The organism is Pseudomonas sp. NPDC087598 (assembly GCF_044743525.1).
Lineage (GTDB): Bacteria > Pseudomonadota > Gammaproteobacteria > Pseudomonadales > Pseudomonadaceae > Aquipseudomonas.
Map to the genome: position 1 here is coordinate 4318 of NZ_JBIUWQ010000084.1, position 13215 is coordinate 17532.

The 13215-nt window shown below is 59.8% G+C and carries 13 protein-coding genes and 1 other RNA gene; 10 read left to right on the forward strand and 4 right to left on the reverse strand.

Annotation, left to right across the window (positions count from 1 at the left end; genetic code table 11):
* A partial coding sequence (locus ACIOWE_RS28015) for a ClpXP protease specificity-enhancing factor (RefSeq protein WP_401398098.1) occupies window positions 1-396 on the forward strand: 396 nt, incomplete at its 5' end.
* 150 nt (window positions 397-546) lie between these two features.
* On the opposite strand, the gene ACIOWE_RS28020 is transcribed toward ACIOWE_RS28015, so the two are convergent.
* From ACIOWE_RS28020 to ACIOWE_RS28035, 4 genes are all read right to left on the reverse strand, one after another.
* Complete coding sequence (locus ACIOWE_RS28020) at window positions 547-1125, reverse strand: BON domain-containing protein (RefSeq protein ID WP_103306223.1); 579 nt, start codon at window positions 1123-1125, stop codon at window positions 547-549.
* Entirely contained in the window at window positions 1122-1715 is a 594-nt protein-coding gene (locus ACIOWE_RS28025) for a phosphoheptose isomerase (protein WP_008082788.1), read from the reverse strand. Before ACIOWE_RS28025 ends, ACIOWE_RS28020 begins: the two co-directional genes overlap by 4 nt.
* A 101-nt stretch (window positions 1716-1816) precedes the next feature.
* Window positions 1817-2179 carry a YraN family protein gene (locus ACIOWE_RS28030; protein WP_150592666.1) on the reverse strand — a complete coding sequence of 121 codons (363 nt, stop codon included), beginning with the start codon at window positions 2177-2179 and terminating at the stop codon, window positions 1817-1819.
* Window positions 2179-3990, reverse strand: a complete 1812-nt coding sequence (locus ACIOWE_RS28035; protein WP_201236865.1) for a penicillin-binding protein activator — start codon at window positions 3988-3990, stop codon at window positions 2179-2181. The genes ACIOWE_RS28030 and ACIOWE_RS28035 overlap by 1 nt, the downstream gene beginning before the upstream one ends.
* Before the next feature lie 177 nt (window positions 3991-4167).
* On the opposite strand from ACIOWE_RS28035, the gene rsmI reads away from it, so the two are divergent.
* The 9 genes from rsmI to mraY all read left to right on the forward strand — a co-directional run.
* Window positions 4168-5073: a 16S rRNA (cytidine(1402)-2'-O)-methyltransferase gene (gene rsmI / locus ACIOWE_RS28040; protein ID WP_401398100.1), complete on the forward strand. Its 906-nt coding sequence runs from the start codon at window positions 4168-4170 to the stop codon at window positions 5071-5073.
* A gap of 73 nt (window positions 5074-5146) precedes the next feature.
* An RNA gene (rnpB, locus tag ACIOWE_RS28045) (RNase P RNA component class A) lies at window positions 5147-5500 on the forward strand.
* A 402-nt stretch (window positions 5501-5902) separates the two neighbouring features.
* Window positions 5903-6358, forward strand: coding sequence for a division/cell wall cluster transcriptional repressor MraZ (gene mraZ, locus ACIOWE_RS28050; RefSeq protein ID WP_103306219.1), 456 nt, complete (start codon window positions 5903-5905; stop codon window positions 6356-6358).
* Entirely contained in the window at window positions 6355-7302 is a 948-nt protein-coding gene (gene rsmH / locus ACIOWE_RS28055; RefSeq protein ID WP_401398102.1) for a 16S rRNA (cytosine(1402)-N(4))-methyltransferase RsmH, read from the forward strand. The genes mraZ and rsmH overlap by 4 nt, the downstream gene beginning before the upstream one ends.
* Window positions 7299-7592: a cell division protein FtsL gene (gene ftsL, locus ACIOWE_RS28060; RefSeq protein ID WP_007917008.1), complete on the forward strand. Its 294-nt coding sequence runs from the start codon at window positions 7299-7301 to the stop codon at window positions 7590-7592. Before rsmH ends, ftsL begins: the two co-directional genes overlap by 4 nt.
* The gene (locus tag ACIOWE_RS28065; protein ID WP_401398109.1) at window positions 7592-9331 is read left to right on the forward strand and encodes a peptidoglycan D,D-transpeptidase FtsI family protein; all 1740 of its coding nucleotides are present in this window, start codon (window positions 7592-7594) and stop codon (window positions 9329-9331) included. Before ftsL ends, ACIOWE_RS28065 begins: the two co-directional genes overlap by 1 nt.
* Window positions 9331-10794, forward strand: coding sequence for a UDP-N-acetylmuramoyl-L-alanyl-D-glutamate--2,6-diaminopimelate ligase (locus ACIOWE_RS28070; RefSeq protein ID WP_401398103.1), 1464 nt, complete (start codon window positions 9331-9333; stop codon window positions 10792-10794). The genes ACIOWE_RS28065 and ACIOWE_RS28070 overlap by 1 nt, the downstream gene beginning before the upstream one ends.
* A complete protein-coding gene (gene murF / locus ACIOWE_RS28075; RefSeq protein ID WP_401398105.1) occupies window positions 10787-12154 on the forward strand; it encodes a UDP-N-acetylmuramoyl-tripeptide--D-alanyl-D-alanine ligase in 1368 nt (455 codons plus the stop codon). The genes ACIOWE_RS28070 and murF overlap by 8 nt, the downstream gene beginning before the upstream one ends.
* Window positions 12154-13215: phospho-N-acetylmuramoyl-pentapeptide-transferase (mraY, locus tag ACIOWE_RS28080; protein WP_401398107.1), on the forward strand; the 1062-nt coding region annotated here is incomplete at its 3' end. The genes murF and mraY, both read left to right, overlap by 1 nt.

A 13215-nucleotide genomic window follows, 5' to 3' on the forward strand; every position in this document is an offset into this window, starting at 1 on the left:
TATCTGGTCCGCGCGCTCTACGAGTGGATTGTGGATAACGATTGCACCCCGCACATGCTGGTCAATTCCGAATACCCGGCCGTGCAGGTGCCGCAGGGTTTCGCCAGTGACGGGCAGATTGTCCTGAACATCTCGCCGAGTGCCGTGCGTCATCTGCACATGGACAACGACGTGGTGACCTTCGAAGGTCGCTTCGGTGGTGTCCCGCACAGTCTGTACGTGCCGATCAGCGCCATCCTGGGTATCTACGCCCGGGAGAACGGTCAGGGCATGGTGTTCGATATCGAGTCGCCGATGGATGACGAAGAGGATATCGAGCAGGACGATGACCTGCCGCCACCGGACAGCGAGCCTCCGCGCCCAAGTGGTCGGCCAAGTTTGAAAGTGGTGAAGTAATAAAAAAGGCGATCCGAATGGATCGCCTTTTTTTATGACCTGCGGTACCACCGTGTAGGAGCTGCCGAAGGCTGCGATCTTTTGATCTTGTTTTTATAGATCAAAAGATCGCAGCCTCGTTTCACTCGACAGCTCCTACAGGGTGGGTGTTCAGTCGATGTATTCGAAGAGTTTCACAATCTTCTGTACGCCGGAAACGCCCTGTACCAGGTTGGTCGCCTGCGCCGCTTCCTGTTTGGTCAGCAGACCGAGCAGGTAAACGATGCCGTTCTCGGTCACGACCTTGATGCGCGACCCGGGAATGCTGGCGTCGGTGAGCATCTGGGTCTTGATCTTGGTGGTCAGCCACGCGTCGTTCTGGCGAGCCAGCAGCGAGGAGGGCTGCAGCACTTGCAACTCGTTGTGGACCTTCTTCACGCGCTGTACGTTGGCGGCAGCCTGTTCGGCCTTGGCTTTGAGGTCTTCGCGTGGTGTCTGACCGGCCAGCAGCACAACACCGTTGAAGCTGGTGACGACGATATGTGAGTCATTGTCCAGTGCCGGGTCGGCCTTGGCCACGTTCACGCCCACTTTGGTTTCGATCAGCGAATCGTCGATCTTGCTGCCGAAGGTGCGGGTGCCGCGGTCATCTTCAATCGGCGCTTCGCGGCTGGCATTCACCACCGAGGTGCAGCCGCTGATGCCGAGGCACAGGGTCAAGGCCAGAAGGCCAAGGCGATTAGGGGTCATTCTTCACTCCCGAACAGTTGGCTGTCGATCAGATCGCAGAGGCAATGGATCGCCAGCAAGTGGACTTCTTGAATACGTGCAGTGACGTTGGCCGGTACGCGAATCTCGACGTCCTCGGGCAACAGCAGCGACGCCATGCCGCCGCCATCGCGTCCGGTCAAAGCTACGACAATCATTTCACGATCATGTGCGGCCTGGATCGCTTGAATAATGTTCGCCGAGTTGCCGCTGGTCGAAATCGCCAGCAATACGTCGCCTGGCTGACCGAGTGCGCGGATCTGCTTGGAGAACACTTCGTTGTAGCTGTAGTCGTTGGCGATCGAGGTGATCGTCGACGTGTCGGTGGTCAGGGCGATGGCCGGCAGGCTCGGACGCTCGCGCTCAAAGCGGTTGAGCAGCTCCGAAGAGAAATGCTGGGCATCGCCGGCAGAGCCGCCGTTGCCGCACGAGAGCATTTTGCCTTCGTTGAGCAGGGCGTTGACCATGATCTGGCTGGCTTGCTCGATGTGCGGTGCAAGTACGTCCATCGCCTGTTGCTTGGTGTCGATACTGGCCTGGAAAAGCTGGCGAATTCGGGATTGCATGTCCATCTGTGTGACCTTAAGTAGCGCGGCTGTTCGGCACATGAATGTGCAGCCCGCAAAGCAAAGAGCAAAATTTGTCGGATGAAAAAGTCCGGGTTGGATGCAGGTCAACTATCGAAAGCATTCTGCAACCAGTTCAGCTGACTCGGATGGCTGTCGATGGCCACCACGTCGAAGCGGCAGGGGGAATTGGCCCAACGCGACTCGCGCTGAAGAAAATACTGCGCAGCGAAAATCAGTTTCTGCTGCTTGCGCCCATCGATGCTAGCGAGCGCGCCACCCCATTGAGTGTTTTTTCTGTAGCGAACTTCAACGAATACTACTGTATCGCCATCAAGCATGACCAGATCAAGCTCGCCGCGTTTGCATAACCAGTTCTGCGCCAAAAGGCGCAGACCTTGATTCTGCAGATGCTCGAGCGCCTGGCGCTCGGCATCCTTGCCGCTTTGCGAGCGTGACCTGTCGGGCATCAGCGTGGAGTATCCGGCAGGCGTTGAACCTGGCCGCTGACGAACTGCGCCCAAGGCAACTGACGCACAACGCGCTGGGTCTGGGTCATGCCGAGGCTGCCCGATTCACCGTCGATGCGGCTGTCCGGCAGCGCTTTGAGTTGACCCAGGCGCGGCGCCAGACGATAGGCATCCACGCCCATCGCGTACAGGCGGCCGAGGCTGCCGGCGGCTTGCGGCCACTGCGCAACCACTTGTTGACGCAGTGGGTCGCTGGAGTCCAGCAACCATGGGGTTTCGCAGAAGCGAATGCCGTTCATGTCGTTGTACTGGTTGACGTCGCCACTGGCACTGTACACGTGCGAGGTTGCATAAACAGGAACGTCGCCAGCGTACTGGAAGTTCAGGGTCGGCTTGATCTGCTGCGCTTGCTGTGGGGTTGCAGCGAGGAAGATGAACTCGATGTCCTGACGGCGCGAAGGCTGTGCGGCAACGTTGGTGCCGGCAGCATTTTGCAGGCTCTTGGCGCGGGCTTCACTCTGACGCAGCTGGAACATGTCGGCGATCTGCTGGGCCAGTTGCACCGGCTGATCAACGCGTTCGGTGGCAACGATGCTGCCGCCGTTAGCCTGCCAGTCCTGACTGAACGCACGCAGTACGCGGTCGCCCCATTCGCCTTTCGGCACCATGATCGCGGCGCGGTGCAGGCCATCGGCGCGAGCGCGACGAGACACTTCACGGGCTTCGTCTTCAGCGGCCAGACCAAACTGGAACAGTTGCGCCGGACCTTGATCACCTTCGCTGTAGTTCAGCGCGAGGGTGGTGATCGGCAGTTGCGGGCGAGTGCTCAGTTGTTTGACCAGCGGTTTTTCCAGCGGGCCGACGACCAGTTGCACGCCGTCTGCCTGCGCCTTGCGGTAGAACTCGTCCATCGAGGTCAGTTTCGAGCTGTCATAAAACTCGATGGCCGGCGGTTTCTGCCCGGCCTGTTGCGCCTGATAGTGCGCAGCCATGAAGCCTTCACGCAGTGCTTTGCCGACAGCGGCCAGCGGGCCGTCCTGTGGCAGCAGCAGGGCGATCTTGCTCAGTGGCTGGCTGGCCAGTTCCTTGAGTTTGGTCAGTGGCAGCGGCAGATTGATTGCAGCCGGATGCTTTGGATTCTGCGCGCGCCAGGTGTCGATCGCGGCTTGCTGCTGTTCCAGGGTGCCGGCGGATTTCACCGCCATGGCCAGGCCCATCCAGCCGCCGAGATCGTCGGTAGTGTTCGGTTGCAGTTGGTCGGTCGGCAGCGAGCCAATCAGGGTCCAGATCGCTTCGTGGTTCTTGCTCGCGGCTTCGCCTTGCAGCATCGGTGCGATGAACACGCGCTCGCGGGCGGCGGCGAGTGTCTGGCCATCGGCTTCAAGAGCGCGGGCGTGCACGGTGCCGGTGCGCACTTGTTGCTCTTCCGGCATCTCACCCAGGTGTTGCAGGCTTGGGTGGCTGAGTGCGGTCAGCGCGGCTTTCGGCTGATTGCGGGTCATGGCCAGTTCGGCGGCCAGGGTGCTGGCGAAAATCTGCTGGCCCGGCTTGAGTTGCTCGACAGGCACTTGTTGCAGGATTTGCGCGGACTGTCCGGCGTTACCTTGACGATAAGCCAGATCCGCTGCGCTGAGGCGCAAAAGGGCGGCTTTTTCCGGGGTTTTCGCCTGGGTAGCCTGTTCGAGCAATTGCTCGATGCTGGCATCCGGAGTCCGTGGAAGTTCGCCAAGGCTGGAGGAAGGGGAGCTGGCGCAAGCCGCCAACAGGGCAGCGAGGCAGAGGGCAGTGAACAGCCGCAGGCAAGCGATCATGTAAGTGTTCCTGATACTCGATCAAATTAGCGTCGAATTGTACCCAAGCACTGGCCGGGGCGCGATGTTAGTGGCGTGAAACGGGCAATTTAGCTGGAGTAAATGTTGCGGCAGTGCACAGCGACACGCAAAACCGAGCGTGGCTGGTGCACGTCGCAAGCCTCGTGACGCGTTACAATGCCGGCTTTTACCGATCACGAGGTGTGTGCTTTGACTGCTCCAGGTCCTTTGAATTCCGCTGCTGGCTCGCTTTATGTGGTGGCGACGCCCATCGGCAACCTGGACGACATCAGCGCCCGGGCACTGAAAATCCTCCGCGAAGTTTCGTTGATCGCTGCCGAAGACACGCGTCACTCGCAGCGACTGATGCAGCACTTCGGGATTTCCACGCCGTTGGCCGCTTGCCACGAACATAACGAACGAGATGAAGGTAGCCGCTTTATTACCCGCTTGCTGGCTGGTGATAGCGTCGCGCTGATTTCCGATGCCGGTACGCCGCTGATTTCCGACCCGGGTTATCACCTGGTGCGCCAGGCCCGTGCTGCCGGGATCAATGTAGTGCCGGTTCCGGGTGCATGCGCATTGATCGCGGCGCTGTCGGCAGCCGGTCTGCCATCCGACCGTTTCATCTTCGAAGGTTTTCTGCCGGCCAAGTCGGTCGGGCGCAAGGCGCGTCTGGAGGCTGTTAAAGAAGAGCCGCGCACGTTGATCTTTTATGAGGCTCCGCACCGTATTCTTGAATGTTTGCAGGATATGGAGGCGGTGTTCGGTGGCGAGCGTCAGGCCTTGCTCGCCCGTGAAATAACCAAAACCTTCGAAACGCTTAAAGGTTTGCCGCTGGCTGAGTTGCGCGCGTTCGTCGAGTCCGACAGCAATCAGCAGCGCGGCGAATGTGTCGTGCTGGTGGCCGGCTGGAGCGCGCCGGAGTCTGAAGATGCCGTCAGCAGCGAGGCGATGCGCATCCTCAATCTGTTGCTCGAAGAAATGCCGCTCAAGCGTGCCGCTGCACTGGCAGCGCAGATCACCGGTGAGCGCAAAAACGTGCTGTATCAGGTCGCGCTGGATAAACAGAAAAGCGTGTAAGCCGTCGCCCATAGCGGTCTTGAGGGTTTTAGCGCTTGTTCTTCGGCCGCTCTGCCGTTAACCTTCGCGGCGGAGAGTCGATCGGACAGTCGCTGCCCTCTATGAAAATTAGGGGGGGGAGGAAAGTCCGGGCTCCATAGGGCGAAGTGCCAGGTAATGCCTGGGAGGCGTGAGCCTACGGAAAGTGCCACAGAAAATAACCGCCTAAGCGCTTCGGCGCCGGTAAGGGTGAAAAGGTGCGGTAAGAGCGCACCGCACGTCTGGCAACAGTTCGTGGCTAGGTAAACCCCACTTGGAGCAAGACCAAATAGGGTCCCAAGGCGTGGCCCGCGCTGGGACCGGGTAGGTTGCTAAAGATGTCCAGTGATGGCCATCGTAGACGAATGACTGTTCAAGACAGAACCCGGCTTACAGATCGACTCTCCACCTTTTTCTTTCCCTGCTTGAATCACTGGTATCAGGGCTGTGTATTATCAGCAGGCCTGCGCTGAAAGTTCGGCAGCGGCAAACGCAGTAATAGCCATTTCCCACCTTGCTTCAATCAACAGCAGAAGCGCTTTTGTAATACCGAAAAAATCTTACTCTTAACAAATTACTTTAACTTTCGAGCGCAGCTTTCAGTGCTGCATCAAGTTATGGGTCAAAAGTATCCGCCAGATTCTCGTTGCTCCTCCTTTTATGCTCCTAAATCTCCGTTCTGTAAGGGTTTTCCTTTAATCCGCGCCGTGACGGTGTGGTGGGCGCATTCCTCGAGTGTGCGCAAGTGGCGGAAAGTGGCATGAAGTGGGTTTTTTGAGCTCAAACCGATCAAAATTGGAGAAACGCAGGCGTGTTTCGCGGAGCTAACGCTATCAGTCTCGATGCAAAGGGCCGTCTCGCCATGCCGAGCCGGTACCGTGACGAGCTCGATTCGCGTAGTTCCGGCCAATTGATCGTGACCATCGATGCCGTTGATCCGTGTCTGTGTGTCTATCCGCTCGACGAGTGGGAAATTATTGAAACCAAGTTGCGCGCACTCCCTTCGCTTCGCGAAGAGAACCGTCGCCTGCAACGTTTGCTGATTGGTAATGCCGTCGACCTCGAGCTCGATGGCAGTGGTCGTTTTCTGGTTCCACCGCGTCTGCGCGAATACGCCAGGCTTGATAAGAAAGCGATGCTGGTGGGCCAACTGAACAAGTTCCAATTGTGGGACGAGGATGCCTGGAATGCGGTTTCTGCCGCGGACCTGGCTGCTATTCAACAACCGGGCGCGATGCCTGATGAACTGCGTGATTTGATCCTGTGACTATTGATAGCGGCTTTAACCACATCACCGTACTGCTTGACGAAGCCGTCGAGGCTCTCGCCGTACGTCCTGATGGCTGCTATCTGGACGGCACGTTCGGGCGCGGCGGACACAGCCGGCTGATCCTCAGCCAGCTCGGCACGGACGGTCGACTCATCGGGTTCGACAAAGATCCACAAGCGATTGCCACCGGGCAAACGCTAGCGGCCGAAGACGGCCGCTTTGTCGTTGTGCAGCGCAGCTTTGCCGAGCTCGGTTCGGTGGTCGCCGAACGTGGTCTCGCCGGCAAGGTCAGCGGCATTCTGCTCGACCTCGGCGTGTCTTCGCCGCAGCTCGACGACGCTGAACGCGGCTTCAGTTTCCTCAATGACGGCCCGCTGGACATGCGCATGGATCCGTCCCGTGGCATCAGTGCTGCCGAATTCGTCAACACCGCGCCGGCCGAGGAAATCGCCCGGGTGTTCAAGGAATACGGCGAAGAACGTTTCTCCGGCCGCATGGCCCGTGCCGTTGCCGAACGTCGCGATATCAAGCCGTTCGAGCGCACCGCCGATCTGGCCGAAGTGTTGAAGGTCGCCAACCCGGCATGGGAAAAGGGCAAGAACCCGGCCACCCGTGCATTCCAGGGTTTGCGCATTCACGTCAACAACGAACTGGGCGATCTGGAAGCCGGCCTCGAAGCCGCACTGGAAGCCCTGGAAGTTGGCGGCCGTCTGGTCGTCATCAGCTTCCACTCGCTGGAAGACCGCATCGTCAAACTGTTCATGCGCAAGCTGGTGAAAGGCGAAGCCGACAACCTGCCGCGCAACCTGCCGGTTCGTCACGTAGCGTTCGAACCGAAAAACAAAGTCCATGGCAAAGCGCAGACGGCCTCCGATGCCGAACTCAAAGCCAACCCACGTTCCCGTAGCGCCGTCATGCGCGTCGCGGAGAAGTTGCGGTGAGCAAGCTTTTCGCCAAGCCACTGCCCGGCGGCAGCTTTCTGATGCTGCTGCTGTTCATCGGCGTGCTCGTGTCGGCCATCGCCGTGTCGTACAGCGCGCACTGGAACCGCCAGTTGCTCAACACCCTTTATAACGAACTCAGCGTGCGCGACAAGGCACAGGCCGAGTGGGGGCGTCTGATTCTTGAGCAAAGCACCTGGACCGCGCACAGCCGGATCGAAGTGCTGGCCACCGAACAACTGAAAATGCACATCCCCGGCGCGGCTGACGTGAAGATGGTGGCGCCATGATGAAACTCGAAGGCGCACTGTTCCCATGGCGCTTCCGCCTGATGGTGGCGCTGCTCGGCGTGATGGTCGCGGCGATCTGCTGGCGCATCATCGACCTGCAAGTGGTTGACCGTGACTTCCTCAAAGGTCAGGGCGATGCGCGCAGTCTTCGCCATATCCCGATTCCTGCTCACCGTGGTCTGATCACCGACCGTAACGGCGAGCCTTTGGCTGTGAGTACCCCGGTGACCACGCTGTGGGCCAATGCCAAGGAAATGCAGACCGCCAAAGAGAAGTGGCCGGCACTCGCCGCCGCCCTCGGTCAGGACCCGAAAGCCCTGACCGAACGTCTTGAAGCGCAAGCCAACAAAGAATTCATTTATCTGGTGCGCGGGCTGACCCCCGAGCAGGGGCAGGCTGTACTCGATCTGAAAGTGCCAGGTGTCTACGGCATTGAAGAGTTCCGCCGGTTCTATCCGGCCGGCGAAGTCACCGCGCACATGGTCGGATTTACCGACATCGATGATCACGGTCGCGAAGGTGTCGAACTCGCCTATGACGAATGGCTCGCCGGGGTGCCGGGCAAACGACAGGTCATCAAGGATCGGCGCGGTCGGCTGATCAAGGATGTCCAGGTCACCAAAAACGCCAAGGCCGGCAAGCCCTTGGCGTTGTCGATTGACCTGCGTCTGCAATATCTGGCCAACCGCGAACTGCGTAACGCGATCATCGAGAACGGCGCCAAGGCTGGCAGCCTGGTGATCATGGACGTGAAGACCGGCGAGATTCTGGCCATGGTCAACCAGCCGACCTACAACCCGAACAACCGTCGCAACCTGCAACCGGCGATGATGCGTAACCGCGCGATGATCGACGTGTTCGAACCGGGTTCGACCATGAAAGCCATTTCGATGAGCGCCGCGATCGAGTCCGGCCGCTGGAAACCGAGCGACACCGTCGAGGTGTATCCGGGCACGCTGCAGATCGGCAAGTACACGATCAAGGACGTTTCCAAGAGCGAAGGGCCGGTGCTCGACATGACCGGCATCCTGATCAATTCCAGTAACGTCGGTATGAGTAAGGTCGCCTTCGATATCGGCGGCGAAACCATTTACCGCCTCGCGCAGAAAGTCGGTCTCGGCCAGGACACTGGCCTCGGCTTCCCGGGCGAACGTGTCGGCAACCTGCCGAACTACCGCGATTGGCGCAAGGCAGAAACCGCAACGCTGTCCTACGGCTACGGTATCTCTGTAACCGCGATTCAGTTGGTCCACGCCTTCTCGGCACTGGCCAACAACGGTCGTCTCGCGCCGCTGACCCTGATCAAAACCGACAAGCCGCCGCAAACCACGCAAGTGCTGCCGGAAGCGGTGGCGAAAACCATGCAAGGCATGCTGACGCAAGTGATCGAGGCCCCGCGCGGCGTGTTCCGTGCACAGGTGCCGGCGTATCACGTCGCCGGCAAATCGGGTACTGCGCGCAAGACTTCGGTGGGCACCAAGGGTTACGCCGAAAACTCTTACCGTTCGCTGTTCGCCGGTTTCGGCCCGATGAGCGATCCGCGTTACGCCATTGTTGTGGTGATCGATGAACCGTCCAAGGCCGGTTATTTCGGTGGTCTGGTGTCTGCGCCGGTGTTCAGCCGTGTGATGTCCGGCACCTTGCGCCTGATGAACGTGACCCCGGACAACCTGCCGGCGACACAACAAGCCAACGCCACCCCGGTCGTTCCGCTGAAAGCCAATGGAGGGCGCGGCTGATGTCATTAAGTCTGAACAAGATATTCCCCCACGCCGGCCACGATCTGTTGATCCGTGAATTGGCACTGGACAGCCGCAACGTACGCGCGGGCGATTTGTTCCTCGCGGTGCCAGGCGGCAAATTCGATGGCCGTGCGCACATTGCCGATGCCCTGGCGCGTGGCGCGGCAGCTGTGGCCTATGAAGTGGAAGGCGCCACTGTGCTGCCGATCACCGACGTTCCGCTGATTCCGGTCAAAGGTCTGGCGGCGCAGCTGTCAGATATCGCCGGACGTTTTTATGGCGAACCAAGCCATCACCTGAATCTGGTCGGCGTGACCGGCACCAACGGCAAGACCAGCGTGACCCAATTGGTTGCGCAGGCGCTGGATCTGCTCGGCCAGCATTGCGGCATTGTCGGTACCCTCGGTTCCGGCTTCTATGGCGCACTGCAAAGCGGTCTGCACACCACGCCGAATCCGATCGCCGTACAAGCAACCTTGGGCGACCTGAAAAAGGCCGGCGCGAAAGCTGTGGCCATGGAAGTCTCGTCCCACGGTCTGGATCAGGGCCGCGTCACTGCGCTGGCGTTCGACGTCGCCGTGATGACCAACCTGTCCCGCGATCATCTGGATTATCACGGCACCATGGAGGCGTACGCCGAGGCCAAGGCCAAGTTGTTCGCCTGGAATGATCTGAAGTGCCGCGTGGTCAACCTCGACGACGATTTCGGCCGGCAACTGGCTGCGGAAAAACGTGAGTCGCGGTTGATCACCTACAGCCTGCTCGACAGCAGCGCCTATCTGTTCTGCCGCGAAGCGCAGTTCGATGACCACGGTGTGCGCGCCACACTGGTGACGCCGCAGGGTGAACATCATCTGCGCAGCACCTTGCTCGGTCGCTTCAATCTGAGCAACGTCCTTGCGGCAGTCGGCGCCTTGCTCGGTCTGGATTACGCGCTCGACGAAATTCTCAAAGTGCTGCCGAAACTCGAAGGCCCGGCCGGTCGCATGCAGCGTCTGGGCGGCGGCACTCAGCCGTTGGTGGTGGTCGATTATGCCCACACCCCGGATGCGCTGGAAAAAGTCCTGACCGCGTTGCGCCCGCACGTCAAAGGTCAACTGCTGTGCCTGTTCGGCTGCGGCGGTGATCGCGATCGCGGCAAGCGTCCGTTGATGGCCGAAGTGGTCGAGCGTCTGGCCGATCAAGTGCTGGTCACCGATGACAATCCGCGCACCGAAGATCCCGCAGTGATTTTCGATGACATCCGCGCCGGTTTCACGGCTGTGGATAAAGTCACCTTCGTCGCTGGTCGTGGTCAGGCCATCGCACAACTGATTGCCGGCGCTTCAGCCGATGACGTGATTGTGCTGGCCGGTAAAGGTCACGAGGACTACCAGGAAATCAACGGCGAGCGCCATGCCTTCTCTGATCTGGTCGAGGCCGATCACGCCCTGACCGCTTGGGAGGTGGCCCATGCTTAAGGCCCTGAAACTCAGCGAGCTGACCAACGCGCTCGACGCACGCCTGATCAGCGCCGATGCCCGTTTCGACGGCGTCAGCATCGACAGTCGTGCGATCCAGCCTGGCCAACTGTTTATTGCCCTGACCGGCCCGCGTTTCGACGGTCATGACTACTTGAACGACCTCGCCGCCAAAGGCGCCGTTGCCGCACTGGTCGAGCGTGAAGTCGCCGACAGTACGTTGCCGCAATTACTGGTCAAGGACACCCGGCAGGCCTTGGGCCAACTGGGTGCCTTGAACCGTGCGGCGTTCACTCAGCCAGTCGCTGCCATTACCGGCTCCAGCGGCAAGACCACGGTCAAGGAAATGCTCGCGAGCATTCTGCGCACGCGCGGTCCGGTGCTGGCGACTCGCGGCAATTTGAACAACGACCTTGGCGCGCCACTGACCCTGCTCGAACTGGCCCCGGAACACACGGCGGCCGTGATCGAGCTGGGCGCCTCGCGTCTCGGCGAAATCGCCTACACCGTAGGCCTGACCAAGCCGCACGTAGCGATCCTCAACAATGCCGGCACCGCTCACGTCGGTGAGTTTGGCGGCCCGGAAAAAATCGTCGAAGCCAAGGGCGAAATCATCGACGGGCTGGCGGCTGATGGCGTCGCCGTGCTCAATCTCGATGACAAGGCTTTTGGCATCTGGAAGACCCGTGCGGGCGCTCGCAAGGTGCTGACCTTCGCTTTGAGCAATTCGCAGGCTGACTTTTACGCCAGCGACTTGAGCACCGATGCCCGGGGTTGCCCGGCCTTCAATCTGCATACACCTGAAGGTGTCGAACGCGTTCAACTGAACCTGCTCGGCACTCACAACGTCGCCAATGCCATGGCCGCCGCCGCTGCCGCATACGCCTTGGGCGTGTCGCTGTTCGGCATCGCCACCGGGCTTGGCGCGGTGCAACCGGTCAAGGGCCGCACCGTCGCGCAACTGGCGAAAAACGGCATGCGCGTGATTGATGACACTTACAACGCAAACCCCACCTCGATGTGCGCGGCCGTTGATATACTCGCCGGCTTTTCCGGCCGCACCGTCCTGGTGCTCGGAGATATCGGCGAGTTGGGCGATTGGGCGGAGCAGGGGCACCGCGACGTGGGCGAGTACGCCCGGGGCAAGGTTTCCGCGCTTTATGCAGTCGGGCCAAACATGGTTCACGCCGTAAACGCTTTCGGTGCGCAGGCGCATCACTTCGGCACGCAAGCCGAACTGATCCAGGCCCTCGACGCCGAGCAGGACACAAACACCACTATTTTGATCAAGGGTTCGCGCAGTGCAGCGATGGAAAACATCGTTGCGGCTCTGTGCGGGTCCAGTCTGGAGAAACATTAATGCTGCTGCTGCTAGCGGAGTATCTGCAACAGTTCTACAAAGGCTTCGCGGTCTTTCAGTACCTGACCCTGCGCGGGATCCTCGGTGTGCTGACCGCGCTGGTTTTGTCGCTGTGCTATGGCCCGTGGATGATCCGCACTTTGCAGAACCGTCAGATCGGTCAATCCGTTCGTAACGATGGTCCGCAATCGCACTTGTCGAAATCCGGTACGCCGACCATGGGTGGCGCGCTGATTCTGTCTTCGATCGGCGTCAGCACTCTGCTCTGGGCTGACCTGAGCAACCGTTACGTCTGGACTGTGTTGCTGGTGACCCTGCTGTTCGGCGCCATCGGCTGGGTCGACGATTACCGCAAAGTCATCGAGAAGAACTCGCGTGGCCTGCCGAGCCGCTGGAAGTATTTCTGGCAATCGGTGTTCGGCCTGGGCGCGGCGATCTTCCTCTATATGACCGCTACCACCCCGGTGGAAACCACCCTGATCCTGCCGATGCTCAAGGACTACAGCATTCCGCTGGGCGCCGGTTTCATCGTGCTGACCTACTTTGTGATCGTCGGTTCGAGCAACGCGGTCAACCTGACTGACGGCCTCGATGGTCTGGCGATCATGCCAACCGTGATGGTCGGCGGTGGTCTGGGCATCTTCTGCTACCTGTCGGGTAACGTGAAATTCGCCGAATACCTGCTGATCCCTTACGTGCCGGGCGCGGGCGAACTGATCGTGTTCTGCGGCGCGCTGATCGGTGCCGGTCTGGGCTTCCTCTGGTTCAACACGTATCCGGCGCAAGTGTTCATGGGTGACGTCGGTGCACTGGCACTGGGCGCAGCTTTGGGCACCATCGCAGTGATCGTCCGTCAGGAAATCGTCCTGTTCATCATGGGCGGCGTGTTCGTGATGGAAACCCTGTCAGTCGTCATTCAGGTTGCTTCCTTTAAGCTGACCGGTCGCCGTGTGTTCCGCATGGCACCGATACACCACCACTTTGAACTCAAGGGCTGGCACGAGGCAAGAGTTATCGTCTGTTTTTGTTTCATTAAAGTTATTCTCGTTTTGATTTTCATT

Excerpts from the sequence above, each read along its gene's own strand:
- ACIOWE_RS28020 (WP_103306223.1), bottom strand. The coding sequence starts at position 1,125 with ATGACCCCTAATCGCCTTGGCCTTCTGGCCTTGACCCTGTGCCTCGGC.
- ACIOWE_RS28025 (WP_008082788.1), bottom strand. The coding sequence starts at position 1,715 with ATGGACATGCAATCCCGAATTCGCCAGCTTTTCCAGGCCAGTATCGAC.
- ACIOWE_RS28030 (WP_150592666.1), bottom strand. The coding sequence starts at position 2,179 with ATGCCCGACAGGTCACGCTCGCAAAGCGGCAAGGATGCCGAGCGCCAG.
- ACIOWE_RS28035 (WP_201236865.1), bottom strand. The coding sequence starts at position 3,990 with ATGATCGCTTGCCTGCGGCTGTTCACTGCCCTCTGCCTCGCTGCCCTG.
- rsmI (WP_401398100.1), top strand. The coding sequence starts at position 4,168 with ATGCCGGCTTTTACCGATCACGAGGTGTGTGCTTTGACTGCTCCAGGT.
- ACIOWE_RS28065 (WP_401398109.1), top strand. The coding sequence starts at position 7,592 with ATGAAACTCGAAGGCGCACTGTTCCCATGGCGCTTCCGCCTGATGGTG.
- ACIOWE_RS28070 (WP_401398103.1), top strand. The coding sequence starts at position 9,331 with ATGTCATTAAGTCTGAACAAGATATTCCCCCACGCCGGCCACGATCTG.
- murF (WP_401398105.1), top strand. The coding sequence starts at position 10,787 with ATGCTTAAGGCCCTGAAACTCAGCGAGCTGACCAACGCGCTCGACGCA.